The organism is Rhodoplanes azumiensis (assembly GCF_042682915.1).
Classification (GTDB): Bacteria; Pseudomonadota; Alphaproteobacteria; order Rhizobiales; family Xanthobacteraceae; genus Rhodoplanes; species Rhodoplanes azumiensis.
The window spans coordinates 39,723-66,013 of the sequence record NZ_JBHUIW010000012.1 but is presented as its reverse complement, the minus strand read 5'-3'; the positions used below and the strand labels follow the sequence as shown (position 1 = coordinate 66,013).

Here is a 26,291-nt window from a genome sequence, read left to right as displayed (position 1 = left end):
CCGAGTGAGGGGGTGCCGAGGCCAGCCAAATGGCGCCGTAAACCCTCACCCCGGTCGTCCGCTTCGCGGACGCCCGACCCTCTCCCTCAGGGAGAGGGTCTCGGGAGGCGCCGGCGTGCCGCTACGCCGCGCCCTCCAGCTTGGCGCGGTCGCGCACCATCTGGACGACCGTCAGGTTGTCGACCTTGCCGGAGCCGAGCAGCGGCATCTTCTCGACATGGACGAACTCGGCCGGAATTAACATCTCGGAGGCGCCGCGTGACCTCGCGAAGGCGATGAAGTCGGAGCGGGTCGCGCCCTTCTGGGTCGTCACCATGATCAGCTTCTCGCCCTTGCGGGCATCCGGGACGGTCGCGACGGCGTGCAGGGCGTCCGGCCACAGGTCGAACGCGATCGTCTCGACCGCGGCGAGCGAGATCATCTCGCCGCCCACCTTGGCGAAGCGCTTGGCTCGGCCCTTGATCGCCACATAGCCCTCCGCGTCGATCGTCACGATGTCGCCGGTGTCGTGCCAGCCCTCGGGCGGCGGCTCGATGACGCCGGGCTTGTCGACCTTCAAGTAACCGACCATCACGTTCGGCCCGCGGATGTAGAGCCGACCGCCCTCGTCGACGCCTTCGACCGGATCGAGTCGTGCCTCGATGCCGGGGAAGAGCCGGCCGACCGTGCCGAACTTGTTGAACATGGGCGTGTTGAGCGCGATCACGGGCGCCGCCTCGGTGACGCCGTAGCCCTCGAGGATGCGCACGCCGAACTTCTCCATGTAGGTCTTGCGGGTCGCCTCCTTCACGGCCTCGGCGCCGGCGAAGATGTAGCGCAGCGAGCGGAAGTCATAAGGATTGGCGGTGCGGGCGTAGCCGTTGAGGAACGTGTCGGTGCCGAACATGATGGTCGCGTTGGTCGCGTAGACCAGCTCGGGCACCAGCCGATAGTGCAGGGGCGAGGGATAGAGATAGACGTGCACGCCGTTGACCAGCGGCAGGATGAAGCCCGCCGTCAGTCCGAAGGCGTGGAACACCGGCAGGACGTTGAACAGCTTGTCGGAGTAGCCGAAGTCGACGATCGCCTTGGCCTGGGCGGCGTTCGACAGGATGTTCCGATGCGACAGCACCACACCCTTCGGCACGCCCTCCGAGCCCGACGTGAACAGCACGGCGGCCGGGTCCGACGGCTGCCGCGCCACCATGGGCGTCCGGAACTCGCGCAGGCCTTTCAGCTTGTCGAGCGTCGTCACGGTCGGCCGCACGTCTTCCAGATAGACGATGCGGTAGTCGGGGGCGAGCGCCGCGATCACGTGGTCGAGCCGGCCCTTCTCGACGAAGGCGCGCGAGGTGACGACCGTCGTGAGGCCCGCCGCCTTGCAGGCGGCCCGGATGTTGGTCGGCCCGGCCGAGAAGTTCAGGATCGCCGGCACGCGGCCCGCCCACATCAGGCCGAGCAGCGTCACGGCGGCGCCGTTGGCGTTCGGCAGCAGCACGCCGATGTACTCGCCCGGTCCGGCATGGACCGAGAGCTTGCGCCCCAGCACGGCGGCACCGACCAGCATGCGCTTGTAGGTGAGGGCGCCCGACACCGGATCCTCGACGGCGATGCGGCTCATGCCGTGGAACTCGCCGGCATGCACCATCGCCTCGAACACGGTGCAGTCCATCTCGGTGGTGCGGAAGATCAGATCCGACATCACGCGATAGAGTGCCGCGCCGGCAGCGACGCGGCGTTTTTTTCCGCGCAGCTCCTCGGGGACGGTGATCCGCACCGGGGGCAGGATCGTCATCGTGATCTTGGGGAACCAGCGGCGGCGGACCTGATGGTCCTTCAGGCGCGAGAACGGCGTCTGCTCCAGCCCCTTGATGCGCACCGGGACCACCATGGCGCCGGACTTGTCGGCGATCAGGCCGGCACCGTCGTAGATCTTCATCAGGCTGCCCGTGACCGTGATGCGACCTTCGGGGAAGATGATCAGGCTGTCGCCGCCCTGCACGGCGTGGATGAGCTGGCGGGTGCCCCACGGATTGGTCGGGTCGATCGGCATGGCGCGGGTGAAGCGCAGGAACGGCTTCACCCACCAGCGCTCGGCGATGTGGCAGTCGATGGCGAAGACCGGATCCTTGGGCAGCACCGAGAGCGCGAAGGGCGCGTCCAGGAAGCTCACGTGGTTGAGCGCGATGATGGCGTTCGGCCCGGCCTTGTCGATGTTCTCGAGCCCGTGCACCTCGGCGCGGAAGAACGCGCGCGCGACGGTCGACAGGAAGTCGCGCACCGGATTGGTCGGCAGCGTCTTGAAGATCGCCCATCCGACGACGAGATTGGCGGCGCCGAGCAGCATGAACAGCGTCGCCGGCGCGAGGCCGGCGAGCTGGAGGAGCGCGACCCCGAGACCGGCCGCCACCATGAAGGCGGCGTTGAGCACGTTGTTGGCGGCGATCACCCGGGCGCGGTGGTCGGCGCCGGCCCAGGCCTGCATGGCCGCGAAGGCCGGCACGATGAACAGTCCGCCGGCGACCGCCATGCCGAACAGGTCGAAGCCGACATGAATGCCGCGCACCGAGCCGAGCACCTCGGAGATCCCGCGGCCCTGCACCGGGCTGGCGACCCCCGACATCCACCAGCCGAGATCGATGCACAGGATGCCGAGCAGCGCGGCGCCCAGCACGGTCGGCAAGAGCACGATGCGGCCGGCGGCGAGCCAGGCGGCGAGCGCCGAGCCGGCCGCGATGCCGATCGAGAACACGGCGAGATAGACCGTGATCACCTCCTCGGCGGCGCCCAGCGTGGTCTTGATCAGCGGCGGCATCAGCGAGAGCGCGATGGCACCGGTGAGCCAGAACCAGGAGACCACGAGGGCCGACCACCACAGCCGCCGCTCGGCCTTCAGCTCGCCCATCAGGCGGGTGGTCGAGCGCACGATGTTGGTGTCGATCGTCAGGTTGGGTGCCGCCTGTCCGGTCTTGGGGATCAGCAGGGCCGAGAGCCAGCACAGGATCGCGACGATCATCATCAGCCCGGCAAACGACGCCGGGTCGCCGCCGTCCTTGGCGGCCAGCCCGCCCACGATGGTGCCGAGCAGGATCGCCAGGAAGGTCGCGCCCTCGACCAGCGCGTTGCCGGCCGGCAGCTCGGAGCGCTCCAGATGGTCGGGCAGGATGCCGTACTTGATCGGGCCGAACAGCGCCGCGATCACGCCGACCAGGAACAGCGCGACGAACAGGAGCGCGATCGAGTGCAGCCAGAAGCCGAGCACGGCGAACAGCGCCACCGGAATCTCGGCGAGCTTGAGCCAGCGCGCCACGATCGCCTTGTCGTAGCGGTCGGCGATCTCGCCGCCGACCGCCGAGAGGACGAAGAACGGAAAGATCAGGGTGGCGCCGGCGAGCGTGATCAGAGCTTCGGAGTTCGAGCCGGTCAGCCGGTAGAGGATCAGGAAGACCAGCGAGTTCTTCAGGAAGTTGTCGTTGAAGGCGCTGAAGAACTGGCACCAGAACAGGGGGGCGAACCGTCTGGTGGTCATCAGGTGCGAGAACATCGGCGGTCCTGTGCGATGGCGCGGCCGCCGGTCGGGGGAGGCCGGGCACTTGATCGGGCCGTGGAGTTAGCCGGGATTCACGGGTTTGAGCAATACCGCCGGGACGTGCCGCAGGGCCGACCTTAGGGCCGCCGTCGCACGACGCGGCCTGCACGCGCCGGCGTCCGGGCCGTGCGCCGACGGGCCGATCCACGCACAGCCGAGCTGCCGGAACACGGCGCGAGGCCGGGAGATTCAGCAATCAATTACGGGTGAATTACGGGTGAATTACGGGTGACTAGGCGATCGAACGCGCGATCGAGGCCGGAACCACAGGCCCAGATCGAACGACGCTAATCTCGCCGCCCGCAGCGGCAGGCCGGGCCCGACGGCGGGCCTGCCGGACTGCGCTCGGTGTGCGAGCGGGCGACCAAGGGCCGCCGGACGGGATCGGCTCAGGCCGCTTCGGCGCACTGCGGCACGCAGTGCATCTCGCCGAGCTCGGGTTGGAACTTGACCCAGGTGCTGAAACCGGTGCCGCAGGCCTCGCAGCTCCACAGGTGCCGCACGACGCGATCGGCGATGTGATGAGACTCGTCCGGCGCCACCAGAAGATAGGCGCACCGCGGGCAATGCTGCTTGCCGAACAACGACCTGTCGGATCCCCGCGTATCGAGGTAGCCGCCGTTCATCATAACGAAATCCTCCCTGTCGTCCTGGCGGTGGTGTCACCATGCCCTGCGTTCGGCTTGCGGGTGGGGATGCCGCACCGACGCAGTTCGGATCTCGGCGCTTCGCCGACGCGATAGCCGAGACCCCCCTTGGTGTTTTGCCTGTTTTTGAAAGACTGCCAGCCGAGGCGAAGTCGACTGCAGCTTGGACTTTAGTCTAACAGAAAAGCTGTAGACGACGCCAGCAATAAATCAGGGTTGAACGTGGAATTTCGATGCCGCATCGCAACTTCGGACTAGTTGGTGGGCGATATTTACAGTGGGCGACACATTGGGATCCGGCATGGCGGCCGTGCCGGCCGCCTCACGAAACCTTATTGCCACTTAGTGAGAGATGCGGATAGCGCTCGGCCCCGCCGGTGGCGAGATCGCCCGTGACCGGCACCTTGTGGTCGAGCCCGACGATGGCGCCGCTGCGGCTGCCCGAGATCACATTGGCTGCCAGCACCGTACTGCGCGCGCCCGGCACCACCGTCACACCGACCCCGATGCCGCAATCGCGCACCACGTTGCCGGTGACGGACACGTCGCGCAGATACGAGCCCCAGCCGACCGCGATGCCGACCGCGCTCGCGCGCTCGACCACGTTGCCGGAGGCCGTGGTGTCGGCCTCGACATACATGCCGACGCCGAGCAGGAACTCGGGGTCCGGATTGACGGTTCCGGGTGCGAGGTTGCGCAGGATGTTGCCCTGCACGACGGCGATCCGGCCGCCACTCGCGAAATTGGCGATCGAGACGCCCATCTGGGCGCCGTCGACGATGTTGTTCGCCACCACGGCGGCCTCGAACTGGAACTCCGAGTAGAGCGCCGTCTCGCCGACATTGGTCACCGTGTTGCCGACGATCTGCAGGTTGGAGGCCGAGTTGCCGCGCACCCCCGAGAAGGCGCAGTCGGCGATGCGGTTGCCCCGCACGATCACGCCGTTCGCGCGGTACACGTTGATGGCGTTGCCGAACTGGCCCTGGCCGCCGGCCCGGTTGCGGATATCCGTCACCCGGTTGTCGACGATCAGTGTGCCGTCCTCGCCGGCCTCGAAGCGCAGCACTTGGATGCCGTTGTTGCCGGCCCGCGCGACGACGTTGCGGGCGATCACCAGGCCACGGCTGTCGCGGGTCTGGATCGCCACGTCGGTCGTGTCGGTCACGCGGTTGTCCGCGATCGTCCCGGCGCAGCGGTAGAGGTAGAGCGCGGTGCCGTCCGCCCCCACAAGAGTGCAGTTGGTCACCGCCAGCGCATCGACTTGCTCGCAGTGGAGGAGCGCGCGCTCGGGCGGCAGCGGCCGGCCGCCGCCGTCGAGCACCAGGCCGTCGAGCGACACGCGGCCGACATTGGCGGCCGACAGCAGCGAGGCGCCGCCGAGGAACTGGAACCGCACCGCGCCGGGCGCGCCGACGAGCCGTGCGCCGTCCGGCAGCCGCACGCCGCCGACCTTGTAGACGCCGGGCGGGAACGCCAGCGGCGCGCCGGTCGCCGCCGTGCGGTCGAGGGCGCGCTGGAGGACGAGCGTCTGGTCGTCCGGGCTGCCGGGCCGCAGCCCCAGCGTCGCCGCGTCGATGCCGAAGGCCGACGCCGGTCCGTTCGCGGCCGCCCGCGGTGGGCGCGGCTGGGCGACGGCGGGCAGGGGGGCCGCGGCCGCTCCGGCCGCTCCGGCCAGGCCGGCCGTGCCGACGAGGCCACCGAGCACGGCACGGCGGGTCGGGCCGGTGGTGGGCGGGTGCTGCTGCATGCGGTCAGGATAGCCACACCGGGCCGGCCTGTCGCCAGCGCCGGCGGATCTCGCTCAGCGGTGCGCCGCCGGCGCCCACAGGCTCGGGCCGGCGCGCAGATACTGCGGCGGGCGGCGCGTCTCGGCGCCGAGCGCGCCGGCGGCGTGCCAGCCCCAATGCGGATCGTCCAGCATGGCGCGGGCGAGCGCCACGATGTCGGCCTTGCCCTCGGCGACGATCGCCTCGGCCTGCTTCGGATCGACGATCAGGCCGACCGCCCGGGTCACGAGGCCGGTCGCGTGGCGCACCGCCGCGGCGAGCGGCACGTTGTAGCCGGGCGCGGTCGGGTTGCGGGCCTCGGCCGTGAGGCCGCCCGAGGAGACGTCGACATAATCGTAGCCGATGTCCTTCAGGGCACGGGCGAAGACGATCGCCTCCTCGATCGCGATGCCGCCGTCGAGCCAGTCGCGGCCGGTGACGCGGGCGCCGAGCGCCACGTCGCGCGGCACGCCGCTGCGCACCGCCTGGGCGACGGCGAGCGGAAACCGCATGCGGTTTTCGCGCGAGCCGCCATACGCGTCGCTGCGCTGGTTCGATACCGCGGAGAGGAATTCGTGGATCAGATAGCCGTGCGCGGCGTGCAGCTCGACCGCGTCGAAGCCGATCCGCACCGCCCGGGTCGCGGCCTGGGCGAAGGCGGCGACGACGCGATCCATGTCGTCCTCGGTCATCGCCTGCGGCACGTGCCAGCCCGGCCCGAAGGGCAGTGCGGAGGGCGCCTCGGTCGGCCACGGATCCTGGTCGACGGCCAGCGCCTTGCCGCCCTCCCAGGGGCGTTGCGACGAGGCCTTGCGGCCCGCATGGGCGAGCTGGACGCCAAGCTTGGCCGTTCCGATGCGCCGGCAATGGGCGACGATGCGGGCGAGCGCCGCCTCGCAGGCGTCCGAGTAGAGGCCGAGGCAGCCATGGGTGATGCGGCCGCGGCGTTCGACATGGGTCGCCTCGACGACGACCAGGCCGGCGCCCGAGTTCGCAAGCATGCCGAGATGCGTCATGTGCCAGTCGGAGGCGCAGCCGTCGTCGCCGCTGTACTGGCACATCGGCGCGACCGCGATGCGATTCTCGAAGGTCCGGCCGGCGATCTCGATGGGCGTGAACAGGGCGCTGGTCATGCGGGCACTCGATCGGGGTGGGGAGGGGGCGGCACGGCACAGCACAGCACAGCACAGCACAGAGACAGGGAAGGGGCCGTGCGAAGCACGACCCAGTCGTATCGCGGACGTGTTCGACCGGGCAACCGACGCCGTGGGCCGGCCGTCGGCCGGCGCGGCCTCAGAACGGAACGCCGACTCGGCCGCCCATGCTGCCGCCGCCGAGATTGGGCCGCAGGCTCGGCCCGCCGCCACCACCGCCGCCGCGCATCTCCTCGGCCGTCACCTTGCAGTCGCCGTTGCGGTCGAAGCGGGCGAAGAACGGGCTCGGGCGGTCGACGAACTCGGCCCGGGCGATGCGGCCGTCGCGGTTGTCGTCGAAATAGCCGAACTCGGCGTTCTTGAACGTCGGATCGGCGCGGCGCAGCCCGTCGAACTCCTTGGCGTCGACGAAGCCGTCGCGGTTGGCGTCGGCATTGACGAAAATGCGGGCGACGAACTGTTTCCACTCGTCGCAGGTGAAGACACCGTCGCGGTTGGCGTCCCAGGCCGGGGCCGACTGGCGGACCGGATCCTCGCCCGGGCGGTTGGCGGCCCGCAGGTCGGGCTGGCGGTCGTAGACGCCGGGTAGGCCCGGCGCGCCGCCGGACTGCGCCGCGGCGCCGCCGGCCGTGGCCAGGCACGTCACCATCACAAGCACGTATCGCATGAAGATCCTCTCCCGCCCGTCGCGGCCGAGTGACGCCGGCAAGGCGGCAGCTTTTGGGCACGCCCGGTCTCCGGGCTCCGGCTCCCGCCGCCGCGCCGGCCGGCCGAGCGATCCGTGGTCGGCCCTTGCGCGCTCGTCGCCGGCGAGGCCGATGGAGAAACCTGTCCGGCGGTGTCAATCCGGCACGACATCCCGGAACTCTCCCAGCTTGACAACCGGGCGGCTCGGCGCGCGAGGATCGGCGCGCCCGCCGGCGATCTCGGATGCGGCGGCACGATGGGACGACCAGATGATCCGCTTGATTTCATTCTTCTTCACGGTGGGGGCGTCCGCGTTCGGGGCGGCGCTCGTCGGCATTCAGGGCGTCATGCTGCTGCGCGGCGACGGCGGGAATTATCTCGTGCTCGGCGCCGCGACCTTCGCCATGATGGTCGGCCTGTGGGGGCTGCGGGCCGATATCCGTCGTAGCAAGGCCGCCGCCGCGGAGATGCGCGAGGGACGGCTGCCGGACCAGTGGGCGCCGCCGCGTGGCACCCCGAAACGCGACACGCCGAAGCAGGCCGTCGTCGCGCGGTCGGCCCAGCGGAGCGATGTCGACCCGGCGCCGATCGCCCCGGCCGCGGTGATCGACACGGGCGCGCCGATCGCCGACGTCGTCGCCGCCGAGCGGGCGCGCACCGACGCCTTCTGGCGCGACGGCGTGGCGCGGCTGGAGGCGGAGGCCGAGGCACACGGCATCGGCGACGGCGCCGTGGTGCTGCTCGACGTCGCCGCGCAGAACCTCGCCCGCACGCTGGGGGCCCGCCAGGTCGCCCGTATCCTGCGCGAGGCGGCGGCCCGCTACGCCGATCCGCCGGCCCGCGACGCCGGCGCCGCCTGACCGCGGCAGCCGACCGGACGTCGCCGGCTGCGCGGCGGCGCCGTTGGCGCCCGCATGGGGCCGCCGGTGACTCCGTCACAGACCGGGCCGGCGTGGCCCGCCATCGTGGCCTCGGTCGCGGACGCCTGCCGTCCGGTCGCACGGAGGGTCGGATCATGTCGCTCAGGATCATCGTCGTCGGGGCCGTCGTCGTCGGCGCCGCGGCGCTCTATGTCGGCGCCGAGCGCGATCGCACCGCGCGCGAGGCGCGTCTCGCCGCGCAGGCCGCGACGGTCGCGGCCGACTACGGCGCGACCCTGCTCGGCGCCGTGAAGAGCGCCATCGAGACCTCGGGCCTCGTCGGCGCGATCGGCTTCTGCAAGGAGCAGGCGCCGGCGATCGCCGCCGAGCACAGCCAGCGCACCGGCTGGCGGATCGCCCGCACCAGCCTGAAGCCGCGCAACCCGGCCGCCGCGCCGGACGATTTCGAGCGGGCGACGCTGGAGATGTTCGCGGACCGCATCGCCGCCGGCGCGCCGGTCGCCGCACAGACGCGCAGCGCGACGGTCGACACGGCCGACGGGCCGGTGTTCCGCTTCATGAAGGCGATCCCGACCGGCGAGCCCTGCCTCGGCTGCCACGGATCCGCGCTGAAGCCGGACGTCGTCGCCGCCCTGAAGCGCCTCTATCCCGACGACACCGCCACCGGCTTCAAGGCCGGCGACATGCGGGGCGCCTTCACGCTCGCGCGCCGGCCCTGAGCCGCCGTATGATGGCACCGCGTGCCGGGCCGCCGGTCGTGGCGGCGCCGGTCGGGCGGAGGATGCCATGACGGACGCAGCCAGCACGGCCGGCAAGGCGGTCACCGGCGCGACGACGGGTGCGGCGACCGACGCGGCGACCGGTTCGGTGTCTTACGACTTCTCCGGCCGTCGGGCCGTGGTGACGGGTGGGGCGCGCGGGCTCGGTCGCGGCGCCGCCGAGCGGTTGCGCGATGCCGGCGCCGTGGTCGAGGCCTGGGACGTCGACCCGGTGGCGGTCGACGGCATCGTGCCGATCGCGGTCGACGTCACCTCGTCGCACCAAATCGCCGCCGCGGTGGCGCGGGCGGTCGCGGCCGGCGGCATCGACATCCTGGTGCTCGCCGCCGGCTACGGCGGCACCCGGAAATCCGTCGACGCGGTGAGCGAGTCGGAGTGGCGGCAAGTGATCGACGTGACGCTGACCGGCGCGTTCCAGGTCTGTCGCGCCGTCGTGCCGCACATGCGCCGGGTCGGGCGCGGCCGCATCGTCACGGTCGCCTCGCTCGCCGCCAAGGAGGGCCGGGCCGGCCTCGCCGCCTTCTCGGCGGCCAGCGCCGGCATCGTCGCCTTCACCAAGGCGCTGGGCAAGGAGCTCGGCGACACGCCGCTGCGGGCGAACTGCATCGTCTGGGCCGCCGTCGACACCGAGTTCCTCCGCGCCATGCCGCCGTCGGCCGTCGAGGCCGTGGTTCAGCGCAGCCCGATGAAGCGTCTCGGCACGGTCGCCGAGTTCGCCGCGCTGGTGGCGTGGCTGTGCTCCGACGCCTGCAGCTACAACAGCGGCGCCGTGTTCGACCTCTCCGGCGGCCAAGCGAGCTACTGAGGCGGCGCGCGCCGCGCCACCCCCGGCCCGGTGCGTTCCGATCACGAGCGTGTGAATCGGCCGCGCATTTAAGCATTTCTCCACGAATGCCGTTGCCGCGCAGGGAACCGACGACGGTCTTTTCCGTTGTATCGGGAGCCGGTTCGGTGGTGAGGGGGGCACGCCGTCGTCCACCACGTCCGTGACCGGCCGGGTGTTGTACGGACCCAAGCCGACGTCGTCCGGCCATCGCGCCGCATCGACGGCGACGGCTCCAACGGGAGGTGGACATGACGATTCAACGCACGATTCTCACCGCTCTGCTCGGGCTCGCCGGCATCGCCGTCGCGGGCGTCGCGACCGCCGAGAGCCTCGACATTCGCCAGCTCATCGAGCAGCGCTGGATGGCGGCTGCGCCGACCGGCGAGACCTGGATCTGCCCGACCGCCGACGCGGCGACCATCCAGGCCGCCTTCGAGCAGCAGGCCGCGCCGGACCTGACCGTCGCCCTCAACGACGATCCGCGGCCCGACAGCCTTCGCGGCCCGATGGCCTCCGACATCCCGGTCGTCGCCTACGGGCAGTGACCCGACCGCCCTCCGGTCCCCGCAGGCCGGAGCAGAGCGGCCGAAGCACGAGACGGCGCACGGAGCCGGACGGCTCCGGAGCGCCGTCTCGCTGTCTACTGGTCGGCGGACGGCCGACGGCCGACGGGCTCAGGGCCGACGCACCGACGCAGGCTGATCGACGTTCCCCGCGCCAGTCCTTCGGCCGAACGTTCCGGCTGGGTTCAGGTCGGCGCCGTCGATCGGCGTCGCATGCTCGCTTTCGGACAAAAGTCACGATCTTCGATCGCCGTCGTCGCGGCGACTCGCGTCCTTGTGGTAGGAATTTCCCCAGCCTGCTCTTTCGGCGCGGGGATTGCGGAATGCACCGGGATCTCGGAAGGGCTTTCGTCGCCGTGGCCTGGGCCGTGTTCGTCGGCGCGGCGGCGGTCGCCATGGCGGCCGGCCTGCGGGTACTTCTCGGCCTGGTGCTCTCGACGGATCTCTCCTTCACGGCGATCCTGCCGGCCGTCGTCGTCGCCGCGCTCGCCGGCGGTCTCGGCGCCGGCCTGGTGGCGGGCGTTCTCGGCGGGATCGTCGCCCAATGGGCGTTCGTCGAGCCGTATTTCCAGTTCGTGGCGCCGACCTTCAGGGAGGTCGGCAATCTGATCGCCTATGCGATCTTGTGCGCCCTCGTGCTGTGGGCGACGGGTGTCTACGACCGCGCCCGGCGCCGCGCCGAGGCCAATGCCGCGGCTGCCGCGCGCCTCGCCTCCGTGGTGACCAACAGCGTCGACGCGATCGTCGGATTCGACCGCGACGGCATGGTCGAGGATTGGAACGCCGGCGCCGAGCGGCTGTTCGGCTACGCGGCCGACGAGATCGTCGGGCGGCCGGCGACGACTCTGTTCGAGGACGACGCGGGGCGGGACGGAGCCGGCAAGCTGCTCGCGCGGGAACAGGCGCGGTTCACGACGCGCGGCATCGCCAAGGACGGCCGTCGTGTCGAGATCGCCGTGACGACCGGCCCCGTGCATCTCGCCGACGGAACCTGGATCGGCGTCGCCGCGATCGCCCGCGACATCGGTCCCGAGGCCGCTGCGGAGCGGGCGCTGCGCGAGGCCAACCGACGCAATGTCGCGCTGCTGTCCGAGGGCCACCAGCGCATGCGGGGCGTGCTGCAGATGGTCGGCGGCCTGGCCCATGTCTGCAGCCGCGCAGCGGAGCCCGAGGCGGCGCGTGTGGCGATCGTCGCGCTCGAGCGACGCATCGAAACGGTGACGCGCATCCACGACCAGCTCCACCGTATCGAAGAGCACGGCAGCGTCGAGGTCGGCGCCGCCCTGCGGCGGCTGATCGGCGACATGATCGGGCTGGCCGGTCGACCGGCCGACATGGAGATCGTCGGCACATCCGAGGTGCGGCTCGCGAGCGACGTCGCGCTCGCCGTGACCTTCGCCGCGACCGAGCTCGTCGCCAATGCGCTGACCCATGCCGGCAGCGTGCGGCCCGGCGTGCGGGTCCGGTGCAGCCGTGAGGCCGGCGCACTCGTCGTCGTGGTCACCGACGACGGCCCGGGCCTGCCGGCCGGGTTCGAGACGAGCCGGGCGCGCGGCCTCGGGCTGCGGATGGCGGAGAGCGCCGTCGAGCGCCTCGGCGGGACGCTGCGGCAACTGCCGCAGGACGTCGGCGCGGCCTTCGAGGTCCGGGTGCCGATCGGCGAGTAGCGTCGGCGGGCCGCCACGCTCGGTCGCCACGCTCAGTCGGCGGTGCGCATCGTCCAGCCGGCGTGCTCGACGCCGGGCAGCTGCTCGACCCGGGCGACGATCTCGTCGAGCTCGGCCGGGCGGGCCGACGAGCCGGCCAGCGTCACGGCGAGCTCGAGCGTCTCCTCCGCCTGCTCCTCGACCGTGGAGCCGCGCACCGCATAACGCTTGGCGTCGAGCTGGTCGAGAACGGCGGCCCGCACCACCGGCATCTCGTCCGGCGTGACGGTGACGCGCACCTCGTAGGTCGCCTCGGTGGTCGCCTCGTCGAGCGGCTGGCGGTTGATCAGATCGACCAGCGGTCGCAGTGCCGTGTTGGCCATCAGCACGAACACCGCGATGGTGACGGCCTCGCCGATCAGGTCGGCGCCGGCCGCGCCGCCCGTCGCGGCGGAGCCCCACAGGGTCGCCGCCGTGTTGAGGCCGCGGATGTTGAGGCCTTCCTTCATGATCACGCCGGCGCCGAGGAAGCCGACGCCCGACACCACATAGGCTAGCACGTGGACGGCCGAGGCGTTGCCGTTGAGCCGCATCCCGATGTCGACGAAGGCGGCGGCGCCGACCGCCACCAGGACGGCGGTGCGCAGCCCGGCGTTGCGTTGCCGCCACTGGCGCTCGGCACCGATCAGCGTGCCGAGCACGAAGGCCGTGCCCAGGCTGACCAGCGTGTTGACGAACTGGGGCAGGTCGAAGTTCGACAGCGCGGCGATGCTCATCCGGGCCTCCGGCCCGCTCGGGGCGCGCGTTGAAGCTCCGGCCGTTCTATCGCGACGCCGAGATTCGCAAAACGCACCACCGACGAGCGATCGGCTAAGGCGTGGCCTCCGGCGTCTCGTCGAGCATCCAGACGACTGTCCAGGCGCCCAATGCCAGGGCCGCCCCGTCGGCTTCGGTCAAGCGGCTCTCGCCCTCGCACCACAGCGTCCGGCCCGGGATCGGGTCGAGCCGGCCGAGCGGCTCGGCCGACAGGTTGGCGAGCAGCCGCAGCTTGGCATCGCCCATATCCCATTCGACCGTCACGGCGCCGGGGCCTCGCACCGCGTATCGACCGGCGCCGGTGCCGGCGAGCCGCGGCACGATCTCGCGACGGCGGACGTTCAGCAGACCGCGATAGAGCGCGAGCCGGCGCACGTGCGCGTCGCGACGGAGGACGCTCCAGTCGAGCTTCGCGGCCTCGAACGTCGCCGGCAGGGTCGGGTCGGGGATGCGATCGCGCTGCGCCGGGTCGTGGAATTCGGGAAAGCGGGCGAATTCGGCGCGGCGCCCCTCGCGCACCGCGCTCGCCAGCGGCTCCTCGAAATCGCAGAAGAACGGGAACGGCTCGGCGGCGCCCCATTCCTCGCCCATGAACAGCATCGGCACCTGCGGCAGCAGAAGATAGACGGTGGCGATCGCCCGCACCGCCGCGGCGGGCGCGAAGGCGGTGATGCGATCGCCGAAGGCGCGATTGCCGACCTGGTCGTGATTCTGGATGAACGACACGAACGCCGTGGCGGGCAGGTCGCGCGACGGCTCGCCCCGGGGCGAGCCGCGATAGGGCATCTCCTCGCCCTGGAACGCGAAGCCTTCGGCCAGCGCGCGGCCGAGCTTGTCGGTGTCGCCATGATAGTCGGCATAGTAGCCGGTGGTCTCGCCGCTCGCCGCGCAATGGAGCACGTGATGGACGTCGTCGTTCCATTGCGCCGTGTAGAGGCGGGGCGCGCCGTCGGTGTCGCGGACCAGCAGATGCGCCTCGTTCTCCTCGTTCTCGAGGATCAGGTGGACGTGCCGGCCCGGTGTCGCCGCATGAACGGCAGCCGCGATCTCGTGCAGGACATGTTCGGCGCTGTCGTCGAGGATCGCGTGGACGGCGTCGAGCCGCAGCCCGTCGAGCCGCATCTCGTCGATCCAGTGGAGGACGTTCTCGATCACCAGGGCGCGCACCATCTCGGCGCCCTCGGCGTCGAAGTTCACGGCGGCGCCCCACGGCGTGTGGTGCCGCTCGGTGAAGATCGGCGCATAGGCGGCGAGGTAGTTCCCGTCCGGCCCGAAGTGATTGTAGACGACGTCGAGCAGCACCATCAGGCCGCGCGCATGGGCGGCGTCGACCAGCGATTTCAGGTCGTCGGGGCGCCCGTAGCTCGCATCCGGGGCGAACGGCAGCACGCCGTCGTAGCCCCAGTTCCGTCGGCCCGGGAAGTCGGCGATCGGCATCAGCTCGATCGCCGTGACGCCGAGATCGACGAGGTGATCGAGCTTCTCGATCGCGGCCCGGAACGTGCCCTCGGGCGTGAAGGTGCCGACATGCAGCTCGTAGACGACGGCCTCCTCCCACGGGCGGCCGCGCCAGCCCGGCGTCGTCCATGCGTAAGCGTCGGGATCGATCACCTCGCTCGGCCCATGCACGTCGTCCGGCTGGAAGCGCGAGCCCGGGTCCGGCACGGCGAGGCCGTCCGGCAGCACGAAGCGATAGCGCGTGCCCGGCCCGGCGTCGGCGACGACGGTCTCGTGCCAGCCGTCGCCGACCGGGGTCATGGAGATTTGCCGGTCGGTGTCGACGACGTCGAGCGTGATCTGCGCGTGCTTCGGTGCCCACAGGCGGAAGCGGGTGCCGTCCGGCCCCACGACCGGCCCGAACCGGGTCGCCCGGCGGGCGGGCGACGGTGCGGAACGCCCGGTGGGCGGAGCGCTCGTCGGCGCGGCGCTGCCCCCCGACCCCGGGCGGGTGGCGGTGGCACGGCGGCTGGCGTCTCGGATGGTGGTGTCGCGGACGGACGTTCTGGACATGACCCCGGCTTCGTCAGTGGTTGCGCATCTGCAACACGCCCCACCGTGTCATCGTTCCGCCACGGGTGGCGGACGAGCCGGGTCGGGCGGGCAGCGGCCGGCCGACCGCCGGCGGGGCGCGGGCACGCCCGGGGTTTCGCTCCCGGCCATCCGCGGTGGCGAACGCCGGGTGCGGTCGCGGTCCGGTGTCGGTGGCCGCGCCGGCGTGGTGCCCCCACCCGGAATCGAACCAGGCTCTGCGGTTTACAAAACCGCTGCATCACCACAATGCTTTGGGGGCGGCCCGAGCGAGCACTCCTGCGGGAGATCGTCGCGACCGGCACGGCGTCCGCAATAGCGCGGCGCGGCCGGTCTTGTCGAGGGCGGTGCGGCCGGCGCGGTCGCCCGCCGACCGGGACGCCGCTCCGGAGCCGGCCGGTTCCGGCCGCCTCAGCCGCGCCTGCCCACCGGCACGTATTCGCGCCGTGTCGCGCCCGTGTAGAGCTGGCGGGGCCGGCCGATCTTCTGGCTCGGGTCGGCGATCATCTCCATCCACTGGGCGATCCAGCCGGCCGTGCGGGCGAGCGAGAACACGGCCGTGAACATGGCCGGCGGGAAGCCCATGGCGCGCAGCGTCAGGCCCGAATAGAAGTCGAGATTGGGGAACAGCTTCTTTTCGACGAAATATTGGTCCGTCATGGCGGCGCGCTCGAGCTCGAGCGCCACGTCGAACAGCGGGTCGCCGCCGGTCTCGGCCAGAACCTCGCGGCAGATGTCGCGCATCAATGCGGCGCGCGGATCGTAGCTCTTGTAGACGCGGTGGCCGAAGCCGAGCAGGCGGAACGGATCGTCGGGGTTCTTCGCCCGAGCGATGAACTCCGGGATGCGCTCGGGCGTGCCGATCGCCGTGAGCATCTTCAGCGCCGCCTCGTTGGCGCCGCCGTGTGCCGGCCCCCACAGGCAGGCGACGCCGGCCGCGATGCAGGCGAACGGGTTCGCCCCCGAGGAGCCGGCGAGCCGCACCGTCGAGGTCGACGCACCCTGCTCGTTGTCGGCGTGCAGGATGAAGATCCTGTCCATGGCGCGGGCCAGCACCTCGTTGACCTTGTACTCCTCGAACGGCACCGAGAAGCACATGCGCAAAAAGTTGCCGGCATAGGAGAGGTCGTTCTTCGGGTACACGAAGGGCTGGCCGGTCGTGTACTTGTGCGCCATCGCCGCGATGGTCGGCATCTTGGCGATCATGCGGATGCAGGCGAGCATGCGCTGGTGCGGATCGGCGATGTCGGTGGAGTCGTGATAGAACGCCGACATCGCGCCGACGCTGCCGACCATCACGGCCATCGGGTGCGAGTCGCGCCGAAAGCCCTGATAGAAGCGCACCATCTGCTCGTGCACCATGGTGTGGCGCGTGACCTTGTCGTCGAAGTCGTGCTTCTGCTTGACGGTCGGCAGCTCGCCGTAGAGCAGCAGATAGCAGGTCTCCAGAAAATCGCCGCGGGCGACCAGATCCTCGACCGGGTAGCCGCGATAGAGCAGGTGGCCGGCCTCGCCGTCCACATAGGTGATCTTCGACTCGCACGCCGCCGTCGAGGTGAAACCGGGGTCGTAGGTGAACAGGCCGGCCTGGCCGTAGAGCTTGCCGATGTCGACCACGTCGGGCCCGGCGGTGCCGTGCCGCAGCGGGAGCTTGTAGGTCTTGCCGTCGATCTCGAGAGTCCCGGTCGGCGCGTGCGCACCCTGGTCAGCGGCCATGTTCGGAAGTCCATCCTGCGCGGTTGACGGCGATACGGAAGAAAGGACGTAGGGACGAAACGCGGTCCGGACGAGTTCGGTCCGGACGATCACGGTCGGGCCCGAACGGCAGAGCCGGCCGCCCGGGCCGGACGCCAGTCGGGCGAAGCCGGCACGGCACCCGCGGTCCGCCGGTCGAAGCACGCCGGCATCTTACCCGCCCGCGGGCCGCTGCCAAGGTGGGAGGCCGGAGTGTCGCAGGCGATGCTGCGGTGCGAAATCGTAGGGCGCAATAGCGCAGCGTATTGCGCCGGCAGCCTTGATGGACGGTTCCGTGCGGCTGTACCGTCCCCCTCATGCCGAACTATCGTCGCGCGTTCGTTCCGGGCGGCTGCTGGTTTTTCACCGTGACGCTGCTCGATCGCGGCAGCACGGCGCTGGTCGACCATATCGACCCGCTGCGCCGCGCGACGGCATGGACGCGCCGACGCTATCCCTTCCAGATCGATGCCGCGGTCGTTTTGCCCGACCACCTGCACGCGGTCTGGACCCTGCCGCCCGGCGACGCCGACTTCTCCATCCGCTGGCGGATGATCAAGACCCGCTTCGTCCAGGCGCTTGCGCCCACCGAGTGTCGAAGCCCGGTCGGCATCGCGCGCGGCGAGCGGGGCATCTGGCAGCGGCGCTTCTGGGAGCACCTGATCCGCGACGAGCGCGATTACGCCCGCCACGTCGAGTATTGCTACATCAATCCGGTGAAGCATGGCCTGGTCCGGCGGGTCGTCGACTGGCCGTTTTCGTCGTTTCACCGGGACGTCCGGGCCGGCGTGTTTCCGGAGGATTGGGCCGGCGAGGAGGATGCCACGGGCAAGTTCGGCGAACGCGACGAGCCGCGATCGTAGGGCGCAATAGCGAAGCGTTTTGCGCCGAAGGGCCTCGCGCCGAGCGAGGCGCCGGATCGGCGGAATACGCTTCGCTATTCCGCCCTACGACGACCCGGGCTACGCTTCCTAAATCTGAATCCCGGTAGGGTATCGGAGATACTGCAAGGGGATCGGTGATTATTTAATGGGCGTCGGTCACTCCGCCGCCTGCGCACCCTTCCTTCGGCGCCCGTTCCCCGCGCCGCGCCCGGCCGCTGTCGCACCGGTCGAGACCGGCTTCCGCTCCAGCACCGGCTTCAAGAACTGCCCCGTGTAGCTCCGCTTCTCCTTGATCACGTCCTCGGGCGTGCCGATGGCGACGATCTCGCCGCCGCCGTCGCCGCCTTCGGGGCCGAGGTCGATGATCCAGTCGGCCGTCTTGATCACCTCGAGATTGTGCTCGATCACGGCGACCGTGTTGCCCTGGGCGACCAGCTCGTGCAGCACTTCCAAGAGCTTCTCGACGTCCTGGAAGTGCAGGCCCGTCGTCGGCTCGTCCAGGATGTAGAGCGTGCGGCCCGTCGCGCGCTTCGACAGCTCTTTCGCCAGCTTCACGCGCTGCGCCTCGCCGCCCGACAGCGTCGTCGCCTGCTGGCCGATCTTGATGTAGTCCAGCCCGACGCGATGCAGCGTCTTGAGGGTTTCCCTCACCCGCGGCACGGCCTTGAAGAACTCGGCGCCTTCCTCGACCGTCATGTCGAGCACGTCGGCGATCGACTTGCCCTTGAAGGTGACGTCGAGCGTCTCGCGATTGTAGCGCTTGCCCTTGCAGACGTCGCAGGTGACGTAGACGTCCGGCAAAAAGTGCATCTCGATCTTGATCACCCCGTCGCCCTGGCAGGCCTCGCAGCGGCCGCCCTTGACGTTGAACGAGAAGCGCCCGGGCTCGTAGCCGCGCGCCTTCGCCTCGGGGAGCCCCGCGAACCACTCGCGGATCGGCGTGAACGCGCCCGTGTAGGTCGCCGGGTTCGAGCGCGGCGTGCGGCCGATCGGCGACTGGTCGATGTCGATGATCTTGTCGATGTGCTCCAGCCCCTCGATGCGCTCGTGCGGGGCCGGGGCCTCGGCGGCGCCGTGCAGCTTGCGGGCGACCGCCTTGAAGAGGGTGTCGATCAAGAGCGTCGACTTGCCGCCGCCCGAGACGCCGGTGATGCAGGTGAACAGGCCGAGCGGGATGTCGGCGGAGACGTTTTTCAAGTTGTTGCCGCGCGCCCCGACGACGCGCACGACCCGCCGGGGGTCCGGCGGGCGGCGGGGCGGGATCGGGATCGAGCGCGCGCCGGTGAGATACTGGCCCGTCACCGACTTCGGGTCGGCCATCAGCTCGGCCGGCGTGCCCTGCGAGACGATCTCGCCGCCGTGGATTCCGGCGCCGGGGCCGATGTCGAGCACCCAGTCGGCGGTGCGGATCGCGTCCTCGTCGTGCTCGACCACGATCACGGTGTTGCCGAGGTCGCGCAGCCGTTTCAGCGTCTCGATCAGCCGCGCGTTGTCGCGCTGGTGCAGGCCGATCGACGGCTCGTCCAGCACGTACAGAACGCCGGTGAGGCCGGAGCCGATCTGCGAGGCGAGGCGGATGCGCTGGCTCTCGCCGCCCGAGAGCGTGCCGGAGGCGCGCGCCAGCGTCAGATAGTCGAGGCCGACATCGTCGAGGAAGGCGAGGCGCTCGCGGATCTCCTTCAGGATGCGGGCCGCGATCTCGGTCTGCTTGGCGTCGAGGGTCTTCGGCAGGGCGGAGAACCATTCGCCGGCGCCTCGCACCGACATCGCCGACACCTCGCCGATATGCCGGCCGTCGACCTTCACGGCCATGGCCTCGGGCTTGAGGCGGTGGCCGTCACACGATGCGCACGGGATGGCCGTGAAGTACTTCGAGATCTCCTCGCGCGCCCACTCGCTGTCGGTCTCGCGCCAACGCCGCTCCAGATTGTTGACCACGCCCTCGAACGGCTTGTGGGTCGTGTAGGCCCGCATGCCGTCGTCGTAGACGAACTTGATCTCGTCCTCGCCGGAGCCGAACAGGATCGCGTCCTGGGCGCGTTTCGGCAGATCCTTCCACGGCGTGTCGAGCGTGAAGCGGTAGTGCTTGGCGAGCGCCTCCAGCGTCTGCCCGTAATAAGGCGACGACGACTTCGCCCACGGCGCGACGGCCCCGCGCTTGAGCGACACGCCGCGGTCCGGCACCACGAGATCCGGGTCGATCTTCTGGTCGAGGCCGAGGCCGCCACAGGCCGGGCAGGCGCCGTGCGGCGAGTTGAACGAGAACAGCCGCGGCTCGATCTCGGAGATCGTGAAGCCCGACACCGGGCAGGCGAATTTCTCGGAGAAGATCAGGCGCTCCGGCCCGCTCTGGTCGTGGATCTTGGCGGTCCTCTTGGCCGCCGCGGTGGCCGCGGTGTCGTCCGCGAACTCCACCACGGCGATGCCGTCGGCGAGCTTCAGCGCGGTCTCGAAGGATTCGGCGAGCCTCGTCGCGATGTCGGGACGTACGACGATGCGGTCCACCACCACGTCGATGTCGTGCTTGAACTTCTTGTCGAGCGCCGGCGCCGAGGCGATCTCGTGGAAGGCGCCGTCGATCTTGACCCGCTGGAACCCCTTCTTGAGGAGCTCGGCCAGCTCCTTCTTGTACTCGCCCTTGCGGCCGCGCACGAGCGGCGCCAGCAGATAGAGCCGCGTCCCCTCCGGCAGCGCCATCACCCGGTCGACCATCTGGGACACGGTCTGGCTCTCGATCGGGAGACCGGTCGCCGGCGAGTAGGGCACGCCGACGCGCGCCCACAGGAGACGCATGTAGTCGTAGATCTCGGTGACGGTGCCGACCGTCGAGCGCGGGTTCTTGGAGGTGGTCTTCTGCTCGATCGAGATGGCGGGGGAGAGGCCGTCGATCTGGTCGACGTCCGGCTTCTGCATCATCTCGAGGAACTGGCGCGCATAGGCCGACAGCGACTCGACGTAGCGGCGCTGGCCCTCGGCATAGATGGTGTCGAAGGCGAGCGAGGATTTGCCCGAGCCCGACAGGCCGGTGAAGACGACGAGCTTGTCGCGCGGCAGGTCGACGTCGACGTTCTTCAGATTGTGCTCGCGCGCCCCCCGGATGGAGATCAACCGCCCGTCGGGGCGGCGGGAGCGCGACGTCTCGCTTCGATCGGTCATACGGAGTCCAGACAACGGCGTGCGGTCACGAATCTTGCGGTCACGGGCCTTGCGGTCACGGGCCTTGCGGTCATGGTCCGAGTCAGGGTCCAAGTCACGGTCCGAGTCACGGTCCGAGTCACGGCTCGGCCGCGGGTCGGCGGGCGGCCGCGGCGGGCTCGGAACGTAGAAAGAACGCCGGGCGAGCACCAGCGAAAAGCGCGCTCCCGGCGGTCCCCGGCACCCTGCCGACGGCTTTGCGGTACGATCATGGCACGCGGGCCGGATCACCGCGCCGGCGCGGATCCATGGTGGTGGCCGCCGGGGCCGGTGCCCCCGGTGCCCCAACTCGCGCCGGCGTTCGGCGCGCCCGTGCCGCACCACCGCCGCGACGCACCCGAGGCGGCCGCCCACGGCCCATCTCGACATGCGGACGCGAGCGTCCGCATGGGCACGGATCGGCACGGGACGCCCCGGCGGACGATGCGGGCCTCCGCGTCGCGGCCGGCGCGGCCGGCGCAGGGCGGCTCAGTACCGCCGCATCAGGCCGACGAGCTTGCCCTGGATGCGCACCCGGTTGGGGGGAAGGATGCGCACCTCGTAGGAGGCGTTGGCGGGCTCCAGCGCGATCGAGGCGCCGCGGCGGCGGAAGCGCTTGAGCGTCGCCTCCTCCTCGTCGACCAGGGCGACGACGATGTCGCCCGTGTCGGCGTTCTCGGAGCGGCGGATCAGGGCGATGTCGCCGTCGAGGATGCCGGCGTCGATCATCGAATCGCCACGCACCTCGAGGGCGAAATGGTCGCCGGCGCTCAACAGCTCGGGCGGCACGTTGACGATCGAGCTCTTGGTCTGGATCGCCTCGATGGGGGTGCCGGCGGCGATCCGGCCCATCACCGGCACGGCGATCGGGCGGGCCGTGTCCTCGTCCTGCGGCTGCGGGGCGGGCGGGCGAACCCGGCCGAGATTGCCTTCGATGACGCTCGGCGTGAAGCCGCGGGCGCGGCCGCCCGCCATGACGCCGTGGCCGACCGATTCGGGCAGCTTGATCACCTCGATGGCGCGCGCCCGGTTGGGCAGGCGGCGGATGAAGCCGCGCTCCTCCAGGGCCGTGATCAGGCGGTGGATGCCGGACTTGGAGCGCAGGTCGAGCGCGTCCTTCATCTCGTCGAAGGACGGCGGCACGCCGCTTTCCTTCAGGCGTTCGTGGATGAACCGCAACAGCTCGAACTGCTTCCGCGTCAACATGCGTCGTCCCCCGGGGCTTGCTCAGGCAGTGCAACGCAGCCGCCTAAACAAATCATGAACATACCCTATCTGTTCGGCATGTGTTCCGCAACCTTTTAATGCCGGCCGGGGGAATCGACAGGTCACGGCGAATGTTGGTTAGCCCTAAGGCCTGGTTCAGGCGAGCAAAACCGTGCACCCGGGGGAACGCGAGCGCTGCGCCGGCCGATCGACCGTGTCCGATCGGCGCGGCGGCGCGGCCGGTCAGGCCGGCAGACGAATCACGCGGCAGGGGCCGCCGGCCGTGACGGCGGGCGCGTGCGGCGGCCGCATCAGCAGCCCGTCGGCGAGGCCGAGCGGGGCGAGCAGCGAGGAGTCCTGGTCCGTCACCGGCGTCGCGACGAGGCGGCCCTCGGCGTCGGTCGAGAGCGTCGCGCGCAGAAAATCGGCGCGCTCGTCGTTGGCCTTCAGGTCGGCGCCGGCGACCGCCGGCTCGTCCGCGATCGCGAGGTCGGCGCGGCCCTGCAGACGGCGCAGCAGCGGCACCAGAAACAGGACCGCGGTGACGAAGGCGGACACCGGATTGCCGGGCAGCCCGAGCACGTGGATGTCGCCCAGCCGTCCGCTCATCAGCGGCCGGCCGGGCCGCATGGCGATCTTCCAGAAGGCGAGCTGCATGCCCTCGGCCGCGAGCGCCGACTGGACGAGGTCGTAGTCGCCGACCGAGGCGCCGCCGGTCGTCACCAGCACGTCGACGTTTTCGGCGCGGGCGCGGCGGATCGCCGCGACGGTGTCGTCCAGCCGGTCCGGCACGATGCCGAGATCGAGCGTGTCGGCGCCCTCGTGGCGGGCCAGCGCCGCGATGGCGAAGCCGTTCGAGTAGACGATTTGTCCCGGCCCCGGAGGCGTACCGGGCGGCACCAGCTCGTCGCCGGTCGCCAGCAGCCCGACGCGGGGCCGCCGATGCACCGTCACGGCCGGGTGGTTCATGGCGGCGGCGAGTGCGAGGTCGCGCATCGACAGGCGGCGGCCCGCGCGGAGCAGAACCGTGCCGGTCGAAAAGTCGCGGCCACGGCTGCGGACGTGGCGGCCGCGCATGCCCGCGGCGGCCGAGAAGGTGACGGTGTCGCCGTCGCGGGTGGCGTTCTCCTGCACGACCACGGTGTCGGCGCCGGCCGGCATCACGCCCCCGGTGAAGATGCGGGCCGCTTCGCCTTGGCCGACCGTGCCGTCGAACGGCCGCCCGGCCGGCACCTCGCCGATCACCCGCAGCCGGGCGCCGGGCGCCGTCACGTCGGTGAACCGCACCGCGTAGCCGTCCATGGCGGAGACGTCGTCGGGCGGCTGGGTGCGCAGCGCCGCCAAGTCCGCGGCGAGCACGCGGCCGTGGGCGTCGCCGACCGGCACGTCCTCGGCCGGCAGCGGCACGGCCCGTTCCAGCACCCGGGCGAGGGCGTCGGCGACCGACAGGGGCGGCGCCATCAGGCGTCTCCGCCGTCGCCGACGGCTTGGTCGGTGCCGGGCTGGTCGGTGCCGGGCTGGTCGGCGCGAAAATGGCCGGACTTGCCGCCCTGCTTCTCCAGGAGCCGCACGCCCTCGATGCGCATGCCGCGCTCCACCGCCTTGACCATGTCGTAGATGGTGAGGCACGCGACCGAGACGGCGGTGAGCGCCTCCATCTCGACGCCGGTCTGGCCGGCGACCTGCACGGTCGCGGTCACGCGCAGGCCGGGCAGAGCGGGCTCGGGCGTGATCTCCACCTCGGCCTTGGTGATCATCAGCGGATGGCAGAGCGGGATCAGCTCGTGGGTCTTCTTGGCCGCCATGATGCCGGCGACGCGGGCGACGCCGAGCACGTCGCCCTTCCTGGCGTCGCCGCGCAGCACGAGATCGAGCGTCGCGGCCGTCATCACGACGCGGCCTTCGGCGACGGCGATGCGCTTCGTCGAGGCCTTGTCGGAGACGTCGACCATGCGGGCCTCGCCGCGCGCGCCGATATGGGTGAGCTGCGGCTCGTCGGTCATGCTGGGGTCCGGGTTGGTTCGCGGAACGGTGTGGTCGTCGGGCGCGATCACTCGGCCGCGGGCGCGGCGGCGCCGCGGCCGAGGAGCGCACGGGTCGCCGCCGTCACGTCGGCCTGACGCATCAGGCTCTCGCCGATCAGATAGGTCGAGATGCCGACGCGGGCGAGACGGGCGAGATCGGCGGGCGTGAAGATGCCGCTCTCGCCGACCAGCACGCGGTCCTTGGGCACCAGCGGCGCGAGCCGCTCGGAGACCTCGAGCTTCGTCTCGAAGGTCTTGAGGTCGCGGTTGTTGATGCCGAGGAGCCGCGAGGAGAGCTTCAGGGCGCGCTCCAGCTCGGTTTCGTCGTGGACCTCGATCAGCGCGTCCATGCCGTGCTCGGCCGCGGTCTCCTCCAGGTCGCGGGCGGTGCGATCGTCGACGGCCGCCATGATGATCAGGATGCAGTCGGCGCCGAGCGCGCGCGCCTCGACCACCTGATAGGGGTCGTAGAGGAAGTCCTTCCGGATCACCGGCAGCGCCGTCGCGGCGCGCGCCGCGATCAGATGGTCGGGACGGCCCTGGAAGCTCGGGCCGTCGGTCAGGACCGACAGGCAGGTGGCGCCGCCCGCCTCGTAGGCGCGGGCGAGCGCCGGCGGGTCGAAGTCGGCCCGGATCAGCCCGCGTGACGGGCTCGCCTTCTTGATCTCGGCGATCAGGGCGGGTTGCTGGCGGGCGAGCCGACGCTCGACGGCGCGCAGGAAGCCGCGCGGCGGCGTCGCCGCCTTCGCCACCTCGGCGACAGCGGCCCAAGGATGCGCCTTCTTGGCGGCGGCGATCTCGGTGCGCTTGTAGGCTTCGATCGTCTGCAGGATGTCGGCCATCGGGCTCACGCCTCGCGTTCGGGTCTTCGGGGCGTCACGTCCGGTCTCACGCGTTCGACACGGCGATCAGCCGGCCGAGGCTGCCCTCGGCGGCGCCGGTGTCGATCGACTGCGCCGCGAGCGCGACGCCGCTCGCCAAGTCCGCGGCCTTGCCGGCGACGACGAGCGCCGCGGCGGCGTTGAAGATCGCGACGTCGCGGTACGGTCCCTTGCGGCCCTCCAGCACGCCCTTGAGCGCGAGCGCATTGGCGGCGGCGTCGCCGCCGCGCAGCGCCTCCGGGACGGCGCGCGGCAGACCGACCTCCTCGGGCGTGATCTCGAAGGTGGTGACGGTGCCGTTCTCCAGTGCGGCGACGGCGGTCGGCCCTGCCGTCGTGATCTCGTCGAGCCCGTCCGAGCCGTGCACCACCAGGGCGCGCTCGGAGCCGAGATTCTTCAGCACATGGGCGAGCGGCTCGACCCAGTGGCGCGAGAACACGCCGACCATCTGGCGCTTCACGCCGGCCGGGTTCGACAGCGGCCCGAGCAGGTTGAAGATCGTGCGGGTGCCGAGCTCCACCCGGGTCGGCCCGACATGCTTCATCGCGGGGTGATGCACGGGCGCGAACATGAAGCCGATGCCGGCCTCGCGGATGCAGCGGCCGATCTGCTCCGGCGAGAGCTCGATGCGCACGCCGAGCGCGGCGAGCACGTCGGCGGCGCCCGACTTGGAGGAGAGCGCGCGGTTGCCGTGCTTGGCCACCGGCACGCCCGCGCCGGCGACCACGAAGGCCGCGCAGGTGGAGATGTTGAACGAGCCCGAGGCGTCGCCGCCGGTGCCGACCACGTCGACCGCATTCGGCGGCGCCTCGACCTTGAGCATCTTGGACCGCATCGCCGTGACGGCGCCGGTGATCTCCTCGACGGTCTCGCCGCGCACCCGCAGCGCCATCAGGAGCGCGCCCATCTGCGACGGGGTCGCCTCGCCCGACATCATCCGGGCGAACACCGCGGCGGCCTGCTCGCGGCTCAGCGGCGCACCCGTGGCGACCTGCGCGATCAGCGTCTTCAGCTCGACCATTTGAAG

At 71.0% G+C, this 26,291-nt stretch carries 20 protein-coding genes and 1 tRNA gene; 6 read left to right on the top strand and 15 right to left on the bottom strand.

The annotated features are described in order from the left end of the window. Positions 1-121: 121 nt before the first annotated feature. The 5 genes from ACFSOX_RS11955 to ACFSOX_RS11935 form a co-directional block, all read right to left on the bottom strand. Positions 122-3,523 (bottom strand): acyl-[ACP]--phospholipid O-acyltransferase, encoded by a 3,402-nt coding sequence (locus tag ACFSOX_RS11955; RefSeq protein WP_378478039.1) that lies wholly within the window; start codon positions 3,521-3,523, stop codon positions 122-124. A 434-nt stretch (positions 3,524-3,957) separates the two neighbouring features. After that, the gene (locus tag ACFSOX_RS11950) at positions 3,958-4,194 is read right to left on the bottom strand and encodes a hypothetical protein (protein ID WP_378478038.1); all 237 of its coding nucleotides are present in this window, start codon (positions 4,192-4,194) and stop codon (positions 3,958-3,960) included. Between the two features lie 343 nt (positions 4,195-4,537). Beyond that, on the bottom strand, positions 4,538-5,962 hold the full coding sequence (locus ACFSOX_RS11945; protein ID WP_378478037.1) for a TIGR03808 family TAT-translocated repetitive protein: 1,425 nt from the start codon (positions 5,960-5,962) through the stop codon (positions 4,538-4,540). Positions 5,963-6,016: 54 nt separating this feature from the next. Then, the gene (locus ACFSOX_RS11940; protein WP_378478036.1) at positions 6,017-7,114 is read right to left on the bottom strand and encodes an NADH:flavin oxidoreductase/NADH oxidase; all 1,098 of its coding nucleotides are present in this window, start codon (positions 7,112-7,114) and stop codon (positions 6,017-6,019) included. A gap of 160 nt (positions 7,115-7,274) precedes the next feature. Then, the gene (locus tag ACFSOX_RS11935; RefSeq protein ID WP_378478035.1) at positions 7,275-7,802 is read right to left on the bottom strand and encodes an EF-hand domain-containing protein; all 528 of its coding nucleotides are present in this window, start codon (positions 7,800-7,802) and stop codon (positions 7,275-7,277) included. A 289-nt stretch (positions 7,803-8,091) separates the two neighbouring features. Between ACFSOX_RS11935 and ACFSOX_RS11930 the strand changes: the two genes are divergently transcribed. The 5 genes from ACFSOX_RS11930 (at position 8,092) to ACFSOX_RS11910 (ending at position 12,538) form a co-directional block, all read left to right on the top strand. Beyond that, the gene (locus ACFSOX_RS11930) at positions 8,092-8,682 is read left to right on the top strand and encodes a hypothetical protein (protein WP_378478034.1); all 591 of its coding nucleotides are present in this window, start codon (positions 8,092-8,094) and stop codon (positions 8,680-8,682) included. A 155-nt stretch (positions 8,683-8,837) separates the two neighbouring features. Then, the gene (locus tag ACFSOX_RS11925; RefSeq protein ID WP_378478033.1) at positions 8,838-9,422 is read left to right on the top strand and encodes a Tll0287-like domain-containing protein; all 585 of its coding nucleotides are present in this window, start codon (positions 8,838-8,840) and stop codon (positions 9,420-9,422) included. Positions 9,423-9,489: 67 nt separating this feature from the next. After that, positions 9,490-10,287 carry an SDR family oxidoreductase gene (locus ACFSOX_RS11920; protein ID WP_378478032.1) on the top strand — a complete coding sequence of 266 codons (798 nt, stop codon included), beginning with the start codon at positions 9,490-9,492 and terminating at the stop codon, positions 10,285-10,287. Positions 10,288-10,556: 269 nt separating this feature from the next. Beyond that, a complete protein-coding gene (locus ACFSOX_RS11915) occupies positions 10,557-10,853 on the top strand; it encodes a hypothetical protein (RefSeq protein WP_378478031.1) in 297 nt (98 codons plus the stop codon). Positions 10,854-11,194: 341 nt separating this feature from the next. Then, entirely contained in the window at positions 11,195-12,538 is a 1,344-nt protein-coding gene (locus ACFSOX_RS11910; RefSeq protein ID WP_378478030.1) for a sensor histidine kinase, read from the top strand. Between the two features lie 32 nt (positions 12,539-12,570). Here the strand turns inward: ACFSOX_RS11910 and ACFSOX_RS11905 are convergent, their stop codons facing one another. The 4 genes from ACFSOX_RS11905 to gltA form a co-directional block, all read right to left on the bottom strand. After that, positions 12,571-13,287 carry an MgtC/SapB family protein gene (locus ACFSOX_RS11905; RefSeq protein ID WP_378478109.1) on the bottom strand — a complete coding sequence of 239 codons (717 nt, stop codon included), beginning with the start codon at positions 13,285-13,287 and terminating at the stop codon, positions 12,571-12,573. Positions 13,288-13,387: 100 nt separating this feature from the next. Beyond that, positions 13,388-15,343, bottom strand: coding sequence for a malto-oligosyltrehalose trehalohydrolase (gene treZ / locus ACFSOX_RS11900; protein WP_378478029.1), 1,956 nt, complete (start codon positions 15,341-15,343; stop codon positions 13,388-13,390). Positions 15,344-15,549: 206 nt separating this feature from the next. Continuing rightward, a tRNA-Thr gene (locus ACFSOX_RS11895) sits at positions 15,550-15,623 on the bottom strand. A gap of 149 nt (positions 15,624-15,772) precedes the next feature. Next, entirely contained in the window at positions 15,773-17,077 is a 1,305-nt protein-coding gene (gltA, locus tag ACFSOX_RS11890; protein WP_378478028.1) for a citrate synthase, read from the bottom strand. 335 nt (positions 17,078-17,412) lie between these two features. Between gltA and ACFSOX_RS11885 the strand changes: the two genes are divergently transcribed. Beyond that, positions 17,413-17,958 carry an REP-associated tyrosine transposase gene (locus ACFSOX_RS11885; RefSeq protein ID WP_378478027.1) on the top strand — a complete coding sequence of 182 codons (546 nt, stop codon included), beginning with the start codon at positions 17,413-17,415 and terminating at the stop codon, positions 17,956-17,958. 177 nt (positions 17,959-18,135) lie between these two features. Here ACFSOX_RS11885 and uvrA read toward each other — a convergent pair whose 3' ends face one another. The 6 genes from uvrA to trpD all read right to left on the bottom strand — a co-directional run bounded on the left by uvrA (position 18,136) and on the right by trpD (position 26,285). Next, positions 18,136-21,135 carry an excinuclease ABC subunit UvrA gene (uvrA, locus tag ACFSOX_RS11880; RefSeq protein WP_378478026.1) on the bottom strand — a complete coding sequence of 1,000 codons (3,000 nt, stop codon included), beginning with the start codon at positions 21,133-21,135 and terminating at the stop codon, positions 18,136-18,138. Positions 21,136-21,642: 507 nt separating this feature from the next. Continuing rightward, positions 21,643-22,359, bottom strand: coding sequence for a transcriptional repressor LexA (lexA, locus tag ACFSOX_RS11875; RefSeq protein WP_378478025.1), 717 nt, complete (start codon positions 22,357-22,359; stop codon positions 21,643-21,645). A 243-nt stretch (positions 22,360-22,602) separates the two neighbouring features. Continuing rightward, complete coding sequence (locus ACFSOX_RS11870) at positions 22,603-23,820, bottom strand: molybdopterin molybdotransferase MoeA (RefSeq protein WP_378478024.1); 1,218 nt, start codon at positions 23,818-23,820, stop codon at positions 22,603-22,605. Continuing rightward, positions 23,820-24,362: a cyclic pyranopterin monophosphate synthase MoaC gene (moaC, locus tag ACFSOX_RS11865; RefSeq protein ID WP_378478023.1), complete on the bottom strand. Its 543-nt coding sequence runs from the start codon at positions 24,360-24,362 to the stop codon at positions 23,820-23,822. Before moaC ends, ACFSOX_RS11870 begins: the two co-directional genes overlap by 1 nt. 47 nt (positions 24,363-24,409) lie before the next feature. Next, entirely contained in the window at positions 24,410-25,225 is an 816-nt protein-coding gene (gene trpC / locus ACFSOX_RS11860) for an indole-3-glycerol phosphate synthase TrpC (protein WP_378478022.1), read from the bottom strand. A gap of 46 nt (positions 25,226-25,271) precedes the next feature. Then, on the bottom strand, positions 25,272-26,285 hold the full coding sequence (gene trpD, locus ACFSOX_RS11855; protein WP_378478021.1) for an anthranilate phosphoribosyltransferase: 1,014 nt from the start codon (positions 26,283-26,285) through the stop codon (positions 25,272-25,274). Positions 26,286-26,291: the final 6 nt, after the last annotated feature.

Coding starts and splice junctions, on each gene's coding strand:
- trpD (WP_378478021.1), bottom strand. CDS start 26,285: ATGGTCGAGCTGAAGACGCTGATCGCGCAGGTCGCCACGGGTGCGCCG.
- moaC (WP_378478023.1), bottom strand. CDS start 24,362: ATGACCGACGAGCCGCAGCTCACCCATATCGGCGCGCGCGGCGAGGCC.
- ACFSOX_RS11910 (WP_378478030.1), top strand. CDS start 11,195: ATGCACCGGGATCTCGGAAGGGCTTTCGTCGCCGTGGCCTGGGCCGTG.
- ACFSOX_RS11885 (WP_378478027.1), top strand. CDS start 17,413: ATGCCGAACTATCGTCGCGCGTTCGTTCCGGGCGGCTGCTGGTTTTTC.
- ACFSOX_RS11925 (WP_378478033.1), top strand. CDS start 8,838: ATGTCGCTCAGGATCATCGTCGTCGGGGCCGTCGTCGTCGGCGCCGCG.
- trpC (WP_378478022.1), bottom strand. CDS start 25,225: ATGGCCGACATCCTGCAGACGATCGAAGCCTACAAGCGCACCGAGATC.
- lexA (WP_378478025.1), bottom strand. CDS start 22,359: ATGTTGACGCGGAAGCAGTTCGAGCTGTTGCGGTTCATCCACGAACGC.
- gltA (WP_378478028.1), bottom strand. CDS start 17,077: ATGGCCGCTGACCAGGGTGCGCACGCGCCGACCGGGACTCTCGAGATC.
- treZ (WP_378478029.1), bottom strand. CDS start 15,343: ATGTCCAGAACGTCCGTCCGCGACACCACCATCCGAGACGCCAGCCGC.
- ACFSOX_RS11940 (WP_378478036.1), bottom strand. CDS start 7,114: ATGACCAGCGCCCTGTTCACGCCCATCGAGATCGCCGGCCGGACCTTC.
- ACFSOX_RS11920 (WP_378478032.1), top strand. CDS start 9,490: ATGACGGACGCAGCCAGCACGGCCGGCAAGGCGGTCACCGGCGCGACG.
- ACFSOX_RS11930 (WP_378478034.1), top strand. CDS start 8,092: ATGATCCGCTTGATTTCATTCTTCTTCACGGTGGGGGCGTCCGCGTTC.
- ACFSOX_RS11870 (WP_378478024.1), bottom strand. CDS start 23,820: ATGGCGCCGCCCCTGTCGGTCGCCGACGCCCTCGCCCGGGTGCTGGAA.
- ACFSOX_RS11945 (WP_378478037.1), bottom strand. CDS start 5,962: ATGCAGCAGCACCCGCCCACCACCGGCCCGACCCGCCGTGCCGTGCTC.
- ACFSOX_RS11915 (WP_378478031.1), top strand. CDS start 10,557: ATGACGATTCAACGCACGATTCTCACCGCTCTGCTCGGGCTCGCCGGC.
- ACFSOX_RS11935 (WP_378478035.1), bottom strand. CDS start 7,802: ATGCGATACGTGCTTGTGATGGTGACGTGCCTGGCCACGGCCGGCGGC.
- uvrA (WP_378478026.1), bottom strand. CDS start 21,135: ATGACCGATCGAAGCGAGACGTCGCGCTCCCGCCGCCCCGACGGGCGG.
- ACFSOX_RS11950 (WP_378478038.1), bottom strand. CDS start 4,194: ATGAACGGCGGCTACCTCGATACGCGGGGATCCGACAGGTCGTTGTTC.
- ACFSOX_RS11955 (WP_378478039.1), bottom strand. CDS start 3,523: ATGTTCTCGCACCTGATGACCACCAGACGGTTCGCCCCCCTGTTCTGG.